Origin of the sequence: Clostridium homopropionicum DSM 5847, from assembly GCF_001263795.1 — a bacterium.
GTDB lineage: Bacteria > Bacillota > Clostridia > Clostridiales > Clostridiaceae > Clostridium_H > Clostridium_H homopropionicum.
In genome coordinates this window covers 224,396-239,926 of sequence record NZ_LHUR01000011.1, presented here as the reverse complement: position 1 = coordinate 239,926, position 15,531 = coordinate 224,396, and the positions used below count along the sequence as shown (strand labels likewise).

Here is a 15,531-nt window from a genome sequence, read left to right as displayed (position 1 = left end):
GTATCCTATTTTTTGTTTAAAAATTTTATTATTAGGAACAATAAGTATTAGAAAAGCATTAATATTTCAAACAAAGGATTGAAAATATAAAAGAAGGTGATTTTTATGAAGGTTAAAGAAAATCAAATTAAAAAGAAATTTCAAAGCTTAGTTCAAAATGAAGCACCTAAATCCAATCTAGTAACAGATTGTATTAAGGCTTTCGTTGTTGGAGGACTAATATGTGTTATAGGTCAATTTTTTGTTAATTATTATAGTAGTTTAGGATTCTCTGTTGAAGAAACTTCCGCTTATGTATCTATTACAATGATTTTTTTAGGTGCATTGTTAACTGGGATTGGAGTTTATGATGTAATTGGAGATTTTGCAGGAGCAGGCTCGGTAGTTCCTATTACAGGATTTGCAAATTCAATTGTGGCACCTGCAATAGAATTTAAAAAAGAAGGCTATGTATTAGGAGTAGCAGCTAAAATGTTTACTATTGCTGGACCAGTTTTAGTTTATGGTATTGGTTCTTCAATAATAGTAGGAATTATTTACTATTTTATAAGATAAGAGGTGTCTTATGGCAAAAAGAGTAGGGAGACAAACTTTAAGATTTGATAATAAACCTAGAATAGTGGTTACAACAAGTATTGTTGGTCCTAAGGAGGGGGAAGGACCTCTTAAGAATTATTTTGATATAATACTACAGGATGACTTAAATGGGAAAGACAGCTTTGAAAAAGCAGAAAGCAGTATTATGTATAATGCAATACAGGAAACTTTGAAAAAGGCAAATTTAAAAGAGCAGGATATTAATTACTTGGTTGCTGGGGATTTACTTAATCAAACTGCAGCTTCAAACTTCGCAGCAAGAGACATTGATATGCCATTTCTTGGGCTTTACGGAGCTTGTTCAACAATGTCTGAGTCATTAGGAGTAGCATCTATGTTAGTTGACGGAAATTATGCAGATTATGCAATTGCTGCCACATCATCGCATTTTTCCTCCGCAGAAAGGCAATTTAGATATCCACTAGAAATGGGAGCTCAAAGAACCCCAACTGCACAATGGACTGTAACTGGGTCTGGAGCAATGCTTATTAGTAATAAAGGAACTCATCCCTATACAACTTTTTTTACAGTAGGTAAAATTAAGGATTATGGTCAAACAGATACTAATGATATGGGTTCAGCTATGGCACCAGCAGCTGTAGATACCTTAAAGCAACATTTTATTGATACTGGTAGAAAGCCTCAAGATTATGACCTAATAGCTAGTGGCGACTTAGGAAAGCTTGGGAAAAAAATTACAATGGAATTATTAAAGGAGTACGGATATGATATTTCCTCTAATTACATTGATTGTGGGGATGAAATATTTGATAAAGAAAGGCAAAAAGTTCAATGCGGAGGCAGTGGATGTGGATGCTCTGCAGTAGTAAGTTGTGGTTATATTTATAAAAATATACTAAACGGAAAGTTTAAAAAGGTATTGATTGTATCCACCGGTGCCCTTATGAGTCCTACAACTTCACTTCAGGGAGAAAGTATTCCTGGCATAGCACATGCAGTATCCATTGAATTTGGAGGTAAATAGTATGGGAGATTACATTTCAGCATTTATAATAGGCGGAATAATATGTGTTATAGCACAAATATTAATGGATAAAACTAAAATGACCCCAGCAAGAATACTTGTTGTCTTTGTGACTGCAGGAGTAATACTTGGGGCATTAAATATATACGATGTATTAATAAAATACGGTAAAGCAGGTGCTAGCGTTCCTTTACCAGGATTTGGGTATGCTTTGGCGAAAGCTGTGATTAAAGAAGTAGATCAGAATGGATTTTTAGGTGCTTTTACAGGAGGTATAAAGGGTACTGCCGCTGGAATAAGTGCTGCAATAATATTTGGATATATAGCTTCAATAATGTTTTCGCCTAAAACAAAAAAATAAAGGAAGAACAGCTTCCTTTATTTTGATTTTAGTTAAATATCTGCAATGTGTGTACAATTTTAGTTGTTTTTAGTAGTTTTATGACTGGTATTAGAATTGGTATTAGTCTCCGTATTAGTATTTGAATTAGTATCTGTATTTTGAGTTTCATCTAAATTATCGTCAATATCTATGTTTGAATCCGGAAGATCAGTATTATCAGGGTTATTAGTATTGTTGTCTGTATTATTTTCAGAAGATACCGTAGTAGGGTCAAGTTCTTTAGGTAAGACATAAGCCTGATCTCCTAAACTTACAGTAGGTACATAATCTCTTCTAATATATACTTTGCTTTCGGTTAAAAAACTTGGGGTAAATTTTGAAGCTAATTTACCATTAAGTTTGTTTATTTTTGCTTCTACATGTATATTATCAACGGTAGTTGGAACAGTATCCTTAATAAAGTATTCGGTATAAACTTGACTTCCTCTTGGATCCCTATATGAAAGGGGAGATGGAAGAAGTCCAGATACTCTGTCTACTGCAGCAGTAGTTATACCAGAAGGAGCAGAAATATCCTTTGCAGGTAAGTCTTTAACAGCTTCATTCATAATTTTTCCTAATAGATAAGCAGCATCGCTACTATATATTCCTTGATTATATTTGTTTTCAACCCAAACAGCTCCTGAATAATATGGGGTTAATCCACAAAACCAAAGATTTTTGAAATTTGTAGAAGAACCGGTTTTACCAACTATTGGTGTACCACTGCTGTAACTGCTGTTTATTTTGTATGCAGTACCACCCCTAACAGGTTCACGCAATAAATCATACATAATATAAGCAGCTTGAGGAGAGATAACTTGCTTAGTTTCTATTTTAGTTTCTAAAATAGCTTTGCCAGTTTTATCTACTACCTTTGAATATAATCTTGGAGTAGTATATAGTCCATTATTTCCAAATACTCCATAAGCATTTGCCATAGTAAAAGTATTGGTACCATAAGTAAGCTGACCTAAAGCTAAGGCTGCCATACTGTGTTTATCCGCATTATCAAAAGTAATACCAAATTTTTCACCATAACGTATGCCAGTTTCAAGACCAACCATATCTTCTAATTTTACAGCATATACGTTTACTGAATCTTTAATGGCATCTCTCATATTTAAATAACCAGAATAACTTTTGTCATCATTCTGAGGCTGCCAAGGGGTACCAGCAGATGAGTATTTTTGTGCCATAGCATCAGGTAATGGTGAATTTTCCAATACTGTAGCAGCAGTTGCTAATTTCATATCTACAGCAGGACTATAAACTGTTAGGGGTTTTATACTTGAACCTGGAGGAACTTTAGCACCAGTAGCCCTATTAAAAGATGATGCTGGTTGATCGCCTCTACCACCTACAATAACTTTTACTTCGCCAGTATGATAATCTACTAAAACAGCTGAAGCTTGAGGCTGTATAGTATTTTCTTCATCTTTTCTGGTAAGTCTATTCAATTTTTCATCTTGGTTTAGAATATTTTGAGAAGCAATTTGTAAATCTTTATTCATAGTTGAGTATATCTTTAATGAACCATTTACAAGCAGATTGTCAATTTCATCATCACTATAATTGTATTTAGCTTTTAAATCTTTTTTTACTTCATTTACGACTGGCCTTGAGAACCATTCAAAATTATACTTATCATTATTAGAAGAAGGCTTAAGGATTATAGATTTCCCAAGAGTTTGGACAGAGCTATCCGTAGTAACCTTTGCTTTATCAGTATTCAAATCAGCAAGAGCTTTACTGTATTCATCTTCAGAAATATAATTTTGTTGCTTCATCTTATACAAAACAGTTTTTGTTCTATTAATATACTTATCAGGATTTTTTTTAGAAGTCTTAGAGTAAGGATAATAAATTGAAGGACTTTGTGTTACCCCAGCAATAAAGGCACATTGAGTCAAAGTTAATTTATTAGCGCTAACTCCAAAATATTGCTGAGCAGCTGCTTCAACCCCTATAGCTCTACCACCTAAAAAAGCTGTATTTAAATAAGCAGTAAGTATAGTATTTTTATCCACCTTTTTTTCCAATTGGGGAGCTAAATAAGCCTCCTGTATTTTTCTTTTTACCTTTTCTTCAAAGTTTCTTCCTGGAGTCTCAAAAAGGGTATTTTTTAATAACTGCTGAGTAATGGTTGATCCACCCTGAAGCCCTGAATTACCTTGTACAAAATTTTTTAAGTCAGCAAAGAGTGCACCAGCAATTCTCTTAATATCAATTCCTTTATGCTTATAAAAACGCTCATCTTCTATGCTTACAAAGGCATCAAGCAAGTTTTTAGGCATATCCTCATATTTTATAATTACTCTTTTCTTTTCTGTAATGATACTATCAATATAATTACCTTTATCATCATATATTTTTGAAGCCTCATCAGATGCGATAATTGTGTTAATATCTAATTCTGGCGCTGTTTTTACTATTGCAAAGGTTAACCCTCCAATAGCTACACCTATAAATGAAATTAATATTAATAGCGATAAAAGTACTATTTTAACAACTTTTTTTCTTTTTTTCTTTTTTACTTTTCTTTTAGACTGATTTTCTTGTGCTTTTTTACTTTCAGTCATGGATTTTCCTCCTTAAATACACTTTGAGTTAATATAGTTATTATTATATCATAAATACTTTCTAAATAAAAATTACTATGCTGATGCATAGTAATTAATGTCTATTTTTCATTATTCAGCAATTTTGTTTTGGATTTTTTCTTCATCTATAAGTATATTTACCTTTTTATTTTCCATTATAGTCCTCCAAACTCAAGATATTTACAATATCGTCTTTATAGTATAAAATTATAGAATAATTGTCAAGAATATAATATTTCAAAAAATTTTAGATAATAAAGAAAGAGGTAAATAGATGGTTCTAGGCGTCATTGAAGGTATTAGAAAAAGTGTTTTAAACAGGTTAGAAAATATATATGATTATAAAATTGAAAAGGAAAATCTAGCTAGCGAAGAAATAATCAATACAATTTGTGAAATTTCTCAGGATATTAATAAAGAGATTAGCATTGCTATTGATAGAAAAGGAAATGTAACAAATGTAGCAGTAGGAGATAGTACTACTGTTGAAATGCCAATAATAGATATAAAAGAAAGAAAATTATCAGGGATTAGAATAATACATACTCATCCTAATGGAAATTCAATGCTATCAGCTTTGGACGTTTCTGCTTTAATTAAGCTTAAGCTAGATTGTATGGCAGCTATAGGAGTGAAGGATGGAAAATGTGAGGAAATTACCTTAGGTTTTTGTGGTTTGCAAGATAATAAGCTGGTTGCAGAAGTAACAAAGCCTATAAGTTTAGAAAAAGCCCTTCAAATAGACATCTTAAAAATAATTAATCCTATTGAAATGAATATTAAAGAAGAGAAAATATATGAGGATAATGGTGAAAAAGCTATTTTGGTAGGAATTGAAGATGAAGAAAGTTTAGTGGAACTAGAGGAATTAGCAGAAGCTTGCAACGTTAGTACTGTAGGAAAAATACTTCAAAAGAGAAGTAAAATTGATACTACATTTTTTATTGGAGAAGGAAAAGTTGAAGAATTATCAATGCTTAGGCAGGCAAAAAATGCTAACGTAATTATTTTCGATGATGAACTTTCTCCATCACAAATCAGAAACGTTGAAGAGCATACTGGTACTAAAGTAATAGATAGGACAACACTAATATTGGAGATTTTTGCTAGAAGGGCTAAAAGCAAAGAAGCAAAAATACAAGTGGAGCTTGCTCAGTTAAAATACAGACTTCCAAGACTTTCTGGTATGGGTGCAATATTATCGAGAACTGGAGGGGGAATAGGTACTAGAGGACCAGGAGAGAAAAAGCTTGAAATAGATAGGAGACATATAAAAGAAAGGGTTCATGATCTTACCCGTGAATTAGAAAAGATTAAAAAAAATAGAGAGATACAAAGAGATAAAAGAAGTAGAGAAAGTATTCCTAGAATTTCACTTGTGGGATATACTAATGCTGGGAAATCAACTTTGAGGAATAAACTTTGTGAAATTGCATCTCCAAGGGATATTACTCAAAAAGAAAATGTTTTTGAGGCAGATATGCTTTTTGCAACTCTAGATGTAACTACTAGGGCTATATACCTGCCAGATAATAGATTAGTTACACTAACAGATACAGTTGGTTTCGTAAGAAAACTTCCACATGATTTAGTTGAAGCTTTTAAATCCACTCTTGAAGAAGTAATAAATTCAGATTTGCTTCTTCATGTAATAGATGTATCTTCAGACAAAGCAATAGAACAAATTCAAGCTGTAAATGAGGTTTTAACTGAATTAGGTGCTATAAATAAACCTACAATACTTTTATTAAATAAAATAGATAAGGCAGATGTGGATAAGGTCAAAAATATACTGGATATATTCAGCAATTCTAAATTTATTGAGATTTCTGCTAAAGAAGGAATTAATCTCAATAGTTTGTTAGATTCTATAGCTAGTAATTTACCTAATAGGTTAAAAGAGTGCGAATATTTAATCCCATATGCAGATACGGCAGCTGTAGCTTTGCTTCATAGGGCTTCTAAGGTTCTAAAAGAGGAGTACAAGGAAGATGGAATAAATATTATAGCTATGGTAGAGGATGAAGTTTATAATAAATGTGAAAAGTATTTATTACAGAAAATAAATTAATGAATTAACTTAATTAGAATCCCCTTTTATAGAAGTTTATTATTTGAATTAAAGGATAATAATATTGTTAACTTAAACTATAGAAGGGGATGTTTTTATGGATAATATTTGTCCAATTTGCAACAAGATAAATGAGATTAAATTTAATTGTATTAAATGTGGCAGCCTTATGGTTGAAAAAGGCAGAAAACAAGAATATTATGATGATTACAGTGCTGATGATCCAATAAAGGATTATGATGAATATTGTATACATTTATTCAGATGCACTAAGTGCGAATACATGGAAGATGTGAAAATCAGAAAAATTATTATTTAGAAGAGTTATATAAGTTGTATTTGAATATTAATATGATTATAATAAAATAAATGGGTGGTGGTGCTTAATATGATAAATACAATTCAAGAATATCAAAGGGCTTTTAATTTATTGGTAGATAGATTAAAGGCAAATGAGTCAATTTTAGCCGTAATGGTTTTTGGAAGCATAGTAACGGGAGATCTTTGGGAAGAATCAGATATTGATTTATTTGTAATTTCTAAGGACAAGATAGACAAAATTATAAATATTTACACCGAAGAGGAAGGTATTCCTGTACATATTAAGCTTATGAGCAAAGAAAAATTATTAAGTTTACATAAGGAAGAACTAGTTGGAGGATTTATTCATAGAATATTTGTTTCTTCAAGGTTGGTTTTTTCAAAAGATGAGGAAATAACAAGTAAATACGATATGGGTAGATATTATCCTGATATTGATAGAGAAAAGTGGAATATGGTCTACTTAGGAGATTTACTTAAAAGTATAAGTGTATGTAAAAAGTACATTGATAATAGTGGAATTTATATGGCTTATGGTGCCATTGTTAAATGTATAGAAGATTATTCTAAACTATATATTAATTCATCAGGCTATATGATTAGCAAGGATGTTATGACCATGGCTTTAAATTTAGATGACGATTTAAAGGAAACCGTCCATAACTTGTTCTATGGAGATAGAGCTGATGTAAAAAATAAAATTCAGGAATTGATAAATTTTTTTGATAATAATATAGAGAGAAATTTAAAAAAGTACACTACCCTTCTATTAGAGTTTATGAAAAAAAAGGATTGTTTTTTAAGCTCTGAAGATGTAAAAAATGATGACTTTTTTAAGAACTATAAGATAGATTTTGAAATCATCTTAAATAAACTGCTGCAAAAAAAGGTTATCAAAAAGGAAAGTAGAGAATATAGGGATGACTGTAGAAATATGTTATTTAAAGAAAAGGTATATTTCATATAAAAACAGCTTGGCATACGTGTTTCCTTATTTGGAGAATGTATGCCAAATTTATTTTAAAGGGAAGAAGCTATGGATAAATATATAATTGAATTTAATGAGGAAGAACCAAAGTATATTCAAATAGTAAGACATATTAAAAAGCTTATAAAAGCTAAAGAGCTAAAAAATGGTGAAAAGTTGCCATCAATTAGAGAATTATCTAAATTACTTAAGGTTAACTCTGTTACTATTGTTAATGCATATAAAAAATTAGAAACTGAAGGTCAAGCAATTCAAAAGATGGGTAGTGGTACCTATGTTAAAGTTAAAGAAGAAAATAGAAATTTTTTAAAGGAATATTCTAAGATATACAAAAAAATAAGTGGAGGATATTATAAGGATTTCATTGATTTCACTGGAGAAACAACCTGCAGTGATTTTTTCCCAGTAGATACTTTTAAACGAGCTTTAAATGAAGTTCTTGATAGAGATGGGGCGGATGCTTTTAGCAATGAAGATGCTTTAGGTTTTTTAGGATTAAGAGATAATATAAATAAGTATTTTTGGAAGGGCAAGTTAAACAATGAAAATATTATTATAGTTTCAGGAGCACAACAAGGTATAGATATTGCAGCAAAAGCTATTATTAACATTGATGATAATATTATTGTAGAGAAGCCAACTTACAGTGGAGCCCTAAATGTTTTTAGAAGTAGAAGAGCAAAGGTTTTTGAAGTTGAAATAAATAAGGATGGAATAGATATTAATTCATTAAGAAGCATAGTTAAGAAGCATAAAATTAAATGTTTCTATCTAATGAGTTATTTTCAAAATCCAACTGGAAGCAGCTATAGCTTAAATAAGAAAAAAGAAATTTTGAATTTAGCAGAAGAATATGATTTTTATATTATTGAAGATGATTATTTATCTGAGCTTATATATGATGCTAATATTAAATATGAAAGTTTTAAAAGCTTAGATAGAAATGATAGGGTTGTGTATATAAGAAGTTTTTCTAAAATTTTTCTTCCTGGTATAAGAATGGGATACTTAATAACTCCTGATGAGTTTAATGATGCAATTCAGAATTCTAAAATAAATACTGACAGAACAACTTCTAGCTTGATGCAAAGAACCCTAGACTTATATATGAATTCTGGTTACTGGAAAGCACATATTAAAAAATTAAATGCCTCATATAAATCTAGATATATATTTATGGAAAAATGCATAAAGGAAATTTTAGGAAAAAAAGTAGAATACAATAGCCCAGGAGGAGGATTAAGCTTTTATTTAAAAATTTCTGATAATATAGATGTTAATTGCATAGAGCTTTTTAATTCTTGTCTCAAACATAAGGTTGTCTTTACGCCCGGAGTGCTTTTTTATAAAGATAATAATGAAGGATATAAATACTTTAAGCTTAGTTTTTCTCAAACAAATAATAATCAAATCAGAGAAGGTATAAATATTATAAATTCTATTTTGAAGTAAGAGGGATATTTTATGAAAAAGGGTCTAGTTGAATTTAATTGGAATGATATAGAAAAGTACTCTGAAGAGGATATTACATATTTTCTATTTATTGAAGGTAAAAATATAGATAGCATTTGTAAAATTAGGAATTTGGATAGACCAACAGTTCAAAATCATATAATTGAAGGAAAAATAAAATACAGGTTTCTTGCTAGGAGCAAAAATACAGAGGAACTATTTATTGAAATAACAAAGGCTGGGAAAAGAGATAAACAAGAGCTGCTAAGTTCATTTAATGAAGAAAACAAAAATAAATTATTGGATTTTATAATAAATAGTTATCTTAAAATGAACTCAAAGCATAAAGAAATAGCAGTATGGATATTGGGAGAACTTAAAGATGCTAAGGGTTTGGGAATTCTAGTAAAAGCTTCTGTAAATAATATTGTTAACGTTAGGAGAATGGCTATTTCTGCTATGGGTAAACTTGAAAATCAAAGCTGTGAAATGCCATTAATTAGAGCACTAGAGGATAGTAACCCTCAGGTTATTACTTATGCAATTAAGGCTTTGCAAAAATTAAATAGTGTAAAAGCAAAAGAGAAAATAATGTCATTAAAAAACAGTACAGATAAAAGTTATATAATGAAAGCAGCTGATGAATATCTTTGCAGTTTAGAAGATAAAGATAAACTTTAAATATTGGAAGGATTGAAGAGTATTGAGTTATTTTACTATAAGAAATGAAGGGCAAAATGAATTTGAAGAGAAAAAGTCAATTTTCATAGGCTATGCTAAAAGAGTTGAGAATGAAGAAGAAGCAAAAGCATATGTTGACTTAATAAAAAGCAAACATAAGGATGCTACTCATAATGTTTATGCTTATATTGTTGGAGAGAATGCGCTAATACAAAGATACAGCGATGATGGAGAGCCTCAAGGTACAGCAGGGATTCCAGTATTAGAAGTGATTAAAAAAAATGGTATAACTAATGTAGCGGTGGTTGTAACAAGATACTTTGGTGGGACTTTATTAGGGGCTGGCGGACTTGTAAGAGCTTACTCCAAAGGCGCATCAATTGCAATAGAAAATGCAGTTATTGTTGAAAAAGTTTTAGGGCATAATTTAGATATTAGCATTGATTATGATTTATTAGGCAAGGTTCAATATACCTGTGCTCAAAATCATTGGCATATTGAAAATATAGAATATACCGATGTGGTAGCTCTTCGTATATTAACTGAAGAACATAAAGCTGAAATAATAATGAATAAAATTACAGAATTGACCTCTGGTAAAAGCACTTATAAGCTTGGAGAAAAGGGTTTTTATTTTAAGCAAGGGGAAAGATTGTATTCAGAATAAATATTTGAAATAAATTAATTCTATATGATATAATATAAAACGATTTAAACTGAAAATAAATTCAATAACATTAAACATACATATTATTAGGTAGGGGGAAATATAGATGTCAGGACATTCAAAGTGGCACAATATTCAAGCTAAAAAAGGAAAAAATGATGCGAAAAAAGGTAAGATATTTACTAAAATCGGTAGAGAACTTATTTTAGCTGCAAGAGATGGTGGTTCAAATCCAGATACAAATTCAAAATTAAAAGATGTAATCGCTAAAGCAAAAGCAGCAAATATGCCTGGTGATACTATTGAAAGAGCAATTAAAAAAGGTTCTGGTGAACTTGAAGGAATAACTTACGAAGAAATAATATATGAAGGATATGCTCCAGGTGGAGTTGCAGTTATGGTAAAATTCTTAACTGACAATAGAAACAGAAGCGCAGCAAGTGCAAGGCATATATTTGATAAATATGGCGGAAACCTTGGAGCCAGCGGATGTGTTTCTTATATGTTCCAAAGGAAAGGTCAAATAGTAATTGAAAGAACAGATGATATAGATGAAGATGAATTAATGATGCAGGCTTTAGAAGCAGGGGCTGAAGATTTTAATGCTGAAGAAGAAGCTTTTGAAATTTTAACAGATCCATTAGACTTTTCAACTATTCGTGAAGAACTTGAAAAGCTAGGGTACTCTTTCTTAGAAGCAGATGTTACTATGATTCCAGATGTTATGGCATCAGTAGATATGGAAACAGCACCACAAACACAAAAGCTATTAGATATGATTGAGGATGACGATGATGTTCAAGACGTTTATCACAATGCAGAATTCCCTGACGAATGGGAAGGTTAAGAATTAAATAGTCAATATAAAGAAAGCTGCTACTAAATGATTTAATCATTCAGTAGCAGCTTCTATTTTTAAAAAACTATAAAATATCTATTTTTCATAGGTTAAGTTAATGAGCCTAAAATTGCACCGCATGCAGCAAGGGTTACAATAAAAATACCTATAGTAATAATACCTAAAATCATACCAGCTTTAGCCATGCCTAAGCCAGAAAGCTCATTATTTGAGTTATTAATTTTATTTTTGCTCATAACCCCAAAGACTATTGCAAGTATTCCGCATACAATACCAACGAAGTTTAGCCCAGGTATAAAAGTAAGTACTATTCCAACGATACCTAGGATCATTGAAGTAATAGATAAACCATCATTTTTCATTAATATGCCTCCTTGAGAATAATAAAGTTGTGTTCCTTTAATGTATATTTATAATTATTAATTTTATGACAAGAAGTGTTACACCTTAAACTTCAAAATCATAGTATGTATAGTACTAAAGTTTAGGAGGTAAAACTTAATGGCATATGTTAGAAATAGCATGGAACAATTTAATATGAATAATATGAATAACATGGGAAGCATGGTTAACATGCAAAATGATCTTATGGAATCACTTGCACTTGTAGAAAAGGCTGTTCAAGGAGAAAGAGAAGATGAATTATTTTATGATTATTTAATTAGCCAGGCTCCAACACAAGAGGAAAAGGATATTATTATATCCATAAGAGATGATGAAAGAAAACATAACAGAATGTTCAGGAAAATATTTAAGGATTTTACTCAAAGAGATGTAAAGGAAGATATGAATGAACAATTTGAAAAACCTGTTTCCTATATTGATGGTGTAAAAAAGGCACTAATGGGTGAGTTAAGAGCTGTAGAAACCTATAGAAAAATTAGACAAGGGATTCCATACACTTACTATAGAGATATGTTATTTGAAATTATAACTGATGAAATCAAGCATTCTATAAAATACAACTATATTCTTAATTTAAATTTAATGAGAAAAAGAGATAAAATTAGTGGAAAAGAAGTAAAAGAAAAGGTATCTAGAAGTGTAGAGAAGATTGGAAGTACCATTGGTGAAAAAAGCAACTATGCATTTGAAAAAGCTAAGGATAAATTTATTGAAGAAAGAATTTTAGAAGATATATTGATCCCAGGTATTGTACAAGGTGTAAAGAATGTTTATTTTGCTGATAAAAAAGAAGCTGATATGAGAAAAGAAGATAATTTTAAACAAGATATTGGAGTAAGATACGTGTCGGGGCTTGTGGAAAATCTATTAAGAAAAGTAAATGAAAAAGTAGATGTTGAAGAATTTTTCAATCATTATGTAATTCCAGAAATATTTAAGGACAAATAAATATTCCTAAATAATGAATAAAATATCTAAAAATTGCCATAATATCAGAAAAGGAGTGATATTATGGTAGTAAAGAAATTCTTATTAATATTAATATTAACTTTGTGTTTTACTGCAGGGTTTTTTATAGGAAAAAGTTATACAGAAGATAGTTCAATAAAAAATAAAAATAGCGATCAAGACCTAACGGTGGATGTTGGTGGTTTTGGAATAGGTAATAAAAATGCTATGGATAAAATTGGAAAAGAGGGATTCGAAGTTATATTTCAAATAAAATCTGGAGACAAGTATCTAGTAGAAAGAATTAAAACTGTAGAAGAAGAAAACTTATTAGGAAAAAAGGGTTCAGAAATTCAAGAAATATATAAGCAAGATGGATATTATTTAAAAGATATTAGTGACAGTTCAATAATATTAGAAAGAAGCCCTATAAAGTATTTAGCTAATATGTACGTGCTAGTTGCTATTAATAATGAAATTGTAATTGCTAAAAGCAATGATAAAGGAAGTATCTTTGATGACAAAGGTAATATTATTAGCAAAGAGGGAACTGGTACAAAAGTGACTAACTTAAAGCCGCAGGATATAAAGAAAATCATTACTGGTGATACTTCTATGCAATTTGAAAGTATTGAAAAATTAAATGATGGTATTAGAGATTTTGATATAAAATATGAAATGCTTGAGTAAGATGCATTTCATATTTTAATTTTATTATGGAATATTGCAGAACATAAGAATTTTACGACGTAAGATTCTTAGTAACCAGTAACCAATTCCCAGTAACCAGTTTTATTAATCCTACTGGCAACTGGTTACTGGTTACTTAAGAAAAATGCATCGCATTTTTCTTATATTATTTATTAAGAACTGTTTTCTTGATAAATTAAAGTTTAAATGATAAAGTATTATATGAAATAAATACAATACTTGGAGGACTTTATTTTGTTTGAGTATATAAAAGGTATTTATATTGGATTAAGCAAAGACTATATAATAGTAGAAAACAATAATATAGGTTACAAAATATTTACCTCTGGGAGTACAATGGCAAAGATGCCCAATGTTAATGAAGAGGTCAAATTGTATCTTGAGCAAGTAGTTAGGGAAGATTTTAATGGACTATATGGATTTTTGACTGAAGAGGAAAGAGAAATGTTTAATTTGTTAATGACAATAAACGGAGTAGGAAGAAAAGCGGCCTTATCCTTATTGTCCATTAGCAATGTAAATAAACTAAAATTATCAATAGTAACCAGCGACTATAATATGCTTATGAAAGCACCAGGAATAGGTAAAAAAATAGCACAGAGAATAATATTAGAGCTAGCAGATAAGGTTGGCAAGACAAGAGAAGATAATAAAGATATGAATTTAAATAATGAAGAGTCTAATGATAGTGGTAACAATTATGTTGAAGCTATGTCTGCCTTACTTGCATTAGGTTTTTCAGAAAAAGAAGCAGAAGGAGCTTTGAAATCTGTTGATCTTAAAGCTAATTTGGAAATAATTATAAAGAACTGTTTGAAGCATTTAATGAATTAGGGGGGATTTTCTATGGAAGACCGACTAATTTCTCCTTCTTACAGAAGTGAAGATGTAGAAATAGAATATTCACTAAGACCTAAATGCTTAAGTGAGTACATTGGTCAAAAGAAGGTTAAAGAAAAATTGGATATATTCATAAAGGCTGCCCAAAAGAGAAAAGAAGCCTTAGACCATGTTTTGCTGTATGGGCCTCCTGGCCTTGGGAAAACTACATTAGCAAATATAATAGCAAGAGAAATGGGCGGAAGTTTAAAGGTCACCTCAGGACCCGCTATAGAAAGAGCCGGGGATTTAGCAGCGATACTAACAACTTTAAATGACTATGATGTATTGTTTATCGATGAAATTCACAGACTAAATAGAACTGTTGAGGAAATATTATATCCTGCTATGGAGGATAATGCATTAGATATTGTTATTGGGAAAGGTGCTGCAGCTAAGTCAATTAGATTAGATTTACCGCGATTTACTCTAATTGGTGCAACAACCAGAGTGGGTTTATTAACTTCTCCACTACGAGATAGGTTTGGAGTACTTAGCTCAATGGAATTTTACAATGAGGAAGAATTAAAAGAGATAATAATAAGATCCTCAAAAATTTTAGGAGTTCCTATAGAAATGGAAGCTGCCATGGAGGTGGCTAGAAGATCAAGAGGAACTCCAAGAATAGCAAATAGAATATTAAAAAGAGTAAGAGATTACTGTGAAGTTAAGGGAAATGGGATAATAAACCTTCAAATTTCTAAAGCTGCCCTAGAACTTCTAGAAATTGATGATGAAGGCTTTGATAGAATAGATAATAAAATATTAGAAGCAATAATTGACAATTTTGATGGTGGTCCTGTAGGACTTGAGACTCTTTCCTATTTTATTGGTGAAGAATTAGATACAATTCAAGATGTTTATGAACCTTATTTACTTCAAAAGGGATTCATTATAAGGATGCCTAGAGGAAGAAAGGCTACTGAGAAAGCTTATAAACATCTAAGAAGAAACTACATAGAACAGACAAAGTTATCTTAAG

16 protein-coding genes are annotated in these 15,531 nt (G+C 30.5%); 14 read left to right on the top strand and 2 right to left on the bottom strand.

Features of this window, described 5'->3' with window-relative positions:
* Window positions 1-105 precede the first annotated feature (105 nt).
* From spoVAC to spoVAE, 3 genes are read left to right on the top strand one after another with little or no spacing between them, the layout of a single operon-like run.
* Window positions 106-555 (top strand): stage V sporulation protein AC, encoded by a 450-nt coding sequence (gene spoVAC, locus CLHOM_RS03395; protein WP_052220281.1) that lies wholly within the window; start codon window positions 106-108, stop codon window positions 553-555.
* A 10-nt stretch (window positions 556-565) separates the two neighbouring features.
* A complete protein-coding gene (gene spoVAD / locus CLHOM_RS03390) occupies window positions 566-1,582 on the top strand; it encodes a stage V sporulation protein AD (protein ID WP_052220280.1) in 1,017 nt (338 codons plus the stop codon).
* 1 nt (window position 1,583) lies between these two features.
* The gene (spoVAE, locus tag CLHOM_RS03385; protein WP_052220279.1) at window positions 1,584-1,943 is read left to right on the top strand and encodes a stage V sporulation protein AE; all 360 of its coding nucleotides are present in this window, start codon (window positions 1,584-1,586) and stop codon (window positions 1,941-1,943) included.
* Between the two features lie 59 nt (window positions 1,944-2,002).
* On the opposite strand, the gene CLHOM_RS03380 is transcribed toward spoVAE, so the two are convergent.
* The gene (locus CLHOM_RS03380) at window positions 2,003-4,546 is read right to left on the bottom strand and encodes a transglycosylase domain-containing protein (RefSeq protein ID WP_052220278.1); all 2,544 of its coding nucleotides are present in this window, start codon (window positions 4,544-4,546) and stop codon (window positions 2,003-2,005) included.
* A gap of 295 nt (window positions 4,547-4,841) precedes the next feature.
* Between CLHOM_RS03380 and hflX the strand changes: the two genes are divergently transcribed.
* From hflX to CLHOM_RS03345, 7 genes are all read left to right on the top strand, one after another.
* Window positions 4,842-6,638, top strand: a complete 1,797-nt coding sequence (gene hflX / locus CLHOM_RS03375) for a GTPase HflX (protein WP_052220277.1) — start codon at window positions 4,842-4,844, stop codon at window positions 6,636-6,638.
* Window positions 6,639-6,735: 97 nt separating this feature from the next.
* Window positions 6,736-6,957, top strand: a complete 222-nt coding sequence (locus CLHOM_RS03370; RefSeq protein ID WP_052220276.1) for a hypothetical protein — start codon at window positions 6,736-6,738, stop codon at window positions 6,955-6,957.
* A gap of 69 nt (window positions 6,958-7,026) precedes the next feature.
* Window positions 7,027-7,926 (top strand): nucleotidyltransferase domain-containing protein, encoded by a 900-nt coding sequence (locus CLHOM_RS03365; protein ID WP_052220275.1) that lies wholly within the window; start codon window positions 7,027-7,029, stop codon window positions 7,924-7,926.
* Window positions 7,927-7,995: 69 nt separating this feature from the next.
* Window positions 7,996-9,399 (top strand): MocR-like pyridoxine biosynthesis transcription factor PdxR, encoded by a 1,404-nt coding sequence (gene pdxR, locus CLHOM_RS03360; RefSeq protein WP_052220274.1) that lies wholly within the window; start codon window positions 7,996-7,998, stop codon window positions 9,397-9,399.
* A 12-nt stretch (window positions 9,400-9,411) separates the two neighbouring features.
* Window positions 9,412-10,080: a HEAT repeat domain-containing protein gene (locus CLHOM_RS03355; RefSeq protein WP_052220273.1), complete on the top strand. Its 669-nt coding sequence runs from the start codon at window positions 9,412-9,414 to the stop codon at window positions 10,078-10,080.
* Window positions 10,081-10,102: 22 nt separating this feature from the next.
* Window positions 10,103-10,747 carry a YigZ family protein gene (locus CLHOM_RS03350; RefSeq protein ID WP_052220272.1) on the top strand — a complete coding sequence of 215 codons (645 nt, stop codon included), beginning with the start codon at window positions 10,103-10,105 and terminating at the stop codon, window positions 10,745-10,747.
* 106 nt (window positions 10,748-10,853) lie between these two features.
* A complete protein-coding gene (locus CLHOM_RS03345; protein ID WP_052220271.1) occupies window positions 10,854-11,594 on the top strand; it encodes a YebC/PmpR family DNA-binding transcriptional regulator in 741 nt (246 codons plus the stop codon).
* A 101-nt stretch (window positions 11,595-11,695) separates the two neighbouring features.
* On the opposite strand, the gene CLHOM_RS03340 is transcribed toward CLHOM_RS03345, so the two are convergent.
* Complete coding sequence (locus tag CLHOM_RS03340) at window positions 11,696-11,968, bottom strand: DUF4190 domain-containing protein (RefSeq protein WP_052220270.1); 273 nt, start codon at window positions 11,966-11,968, stop codon at window positions 11,696-11,698.
* A gap of 139 nt (window positions 11,969-12,107) precedes the next feature.
* Here CLHOM_RS03340 and CLHOM_RS03335 point away from each other — a divergent pair, with 139 nt between their 5' ends.
* The 4 genes from CLHOM_RS03335 to ruvB all read left to right on the top strand — a co-directional run bounded on the left by CLHOM_RS03335 (window position 12,108) and on the right by ruvB (window position 15,530).
* A complete protein-coding gene (locus CLHOM_RS03335) occupies window positions 12,108-12,959 on the top strand; it encodes a ferritin-like domain-containing protein (RefSeq protein ID WP_052220269.1) in 852 nt (283 codons plus the stop codon).
* Between the two features lie 63 nt (window positions 12,960-13,022).
* On the top strand, window positions 13,023-13,649 hold the full coding sequence (locus CLHOM_RS03330) for a hypothetical protein (RefSeq protein ID WP_052220268.1): 627 nt from the start codon (window positions 13,023-13,025) through the stop codon (window positions 13,647-13,649).
* A 255-nt stretch (window positions 13,650-13,904) separates the two neighbouring features.
* Window positions 13,905-14,504 (top strand): Holliday junction branch migration protein RuvA, encoded by a 600-nt coding sequence (ruvA, locus tag CLHOM_RS03325; RefSeq protein ID WP_052220267.1) that lies wholly within the window; start codon window positions 13,905-13,907, stop codon window positions 14,502-14,504.
* Window positions 14,505-14,516: 12 nt separating this feature from the next.
* A complete protein-coding gene (ruvB, locus tag CLHOM_RS03320; protein ID WP_052220266.1) occupies window positions 14,517-15,530 on the top strand; it encodes a Holliday junction branch migration DNA helicase RuvB in 1,014 nt (337 codons plus the stop codon).
* The last annotated feature ends 1 nt before the right edge of the window (window position 15,531 follow it).

Excerpts from the sequence above, each read along its gene's own strand:
- ruvB (WP_052220266.1), top strand. The coding sequence starts at position 14,517 with ATGGAAGACCGACTAATTTCTCCTTCTTACAGAAGTGAAGATGTAGAA.
- CLHOM_RS03345 (WP_052220271.1), top strand. The coding sequence starts at position 10,854 with ATGTCAGGACATTCAAAGTGGCACAATATTCAAGCTAAAAAAGGAAAA.
- CLHOM_RS03380 (WP_052220278.1), bottom strand. The coding sequence starts at position 4,546 with ATGACTGAAAGTAAAAAAGCACAAGAAAATCAGTCTAAAAGAAAAGTA.
- CLHOM_RS03330 (WP_052220268.1), top strand. The coding sequence starts at position 13,023 with ATGGTAGTAAAGAAATTCTTATTAATATTAATATTAACTTTGTGTTTT.
- spoVAD (WP_052220280.1), top strand. The coding sequence starts at position 566 with ATGGCAAAAAGAGTAGGGAGACAAACTTTAAGATTTGATAATAAACCT.
- pdxR (WP_052220274.1), top strand. The coding sequence starts at position 7,996 with ATGGATAAATATATAATTGAATTTAATGAGGAAGAACCAAAGTATATT.
- hflX (WP_052220277.1), top strand. The coding sequence starts at position 4,842 with ATGGTTCTAGGCGTCATTGAAGGTATTAGAAAAAGTGTTTTAAACAGG.
- CLHOM_RS03340 (WP_052220270.1), bottom strand. The coding sequence starts at position 11,968 with ATGAAAAATGATGGTTTATCTATTACTTCAATGATCCTAGGTATCGTT.
- spoVAE (WP_052220279.1), top strand. The coding sequence starts at position 1,584 with ATGGGAGATTACATTTCAGCATTTATAATAGGCGGAATAATATGTGTT.
- spoVAC (WP_052220281.1), top strand. The coding sequence starts at position 106 with ATGAAGGTTAAAGAAAATCAAATTAAAAAGAAATTTCAAAGCTTAGTT.
- CLHOM_RS03355 (WP_052220273.1), top strand. The coding sequence starts at position 9,412 with ATGAAAAAGGGTCTAGTTGAATTTAATTGGAATGATATAGAAAAGTAC.
- CLHOM_RS03370 (WP_052220276.1), top strand. The coding sequence starts at position 6,736 with ATGGATAATATTTGTCCAATTTGCAACAAGATAAATGAGATTAAATTT.
- CLHOM_RS03365 (WP_052220275.1), top strand. The coding sequence starts at position 7,027 with ATGATAAATACAATTCAAGAATATCAAAGGGCTTTTAATTTATTGGTA.
- CLHOM_RS03335 (WP_052220269.1), top strand. The coding sequence starts at position 12,108 with ATGGCATATGTTAGAAATAGCATGGAACAATTTAATATGAATAATATG.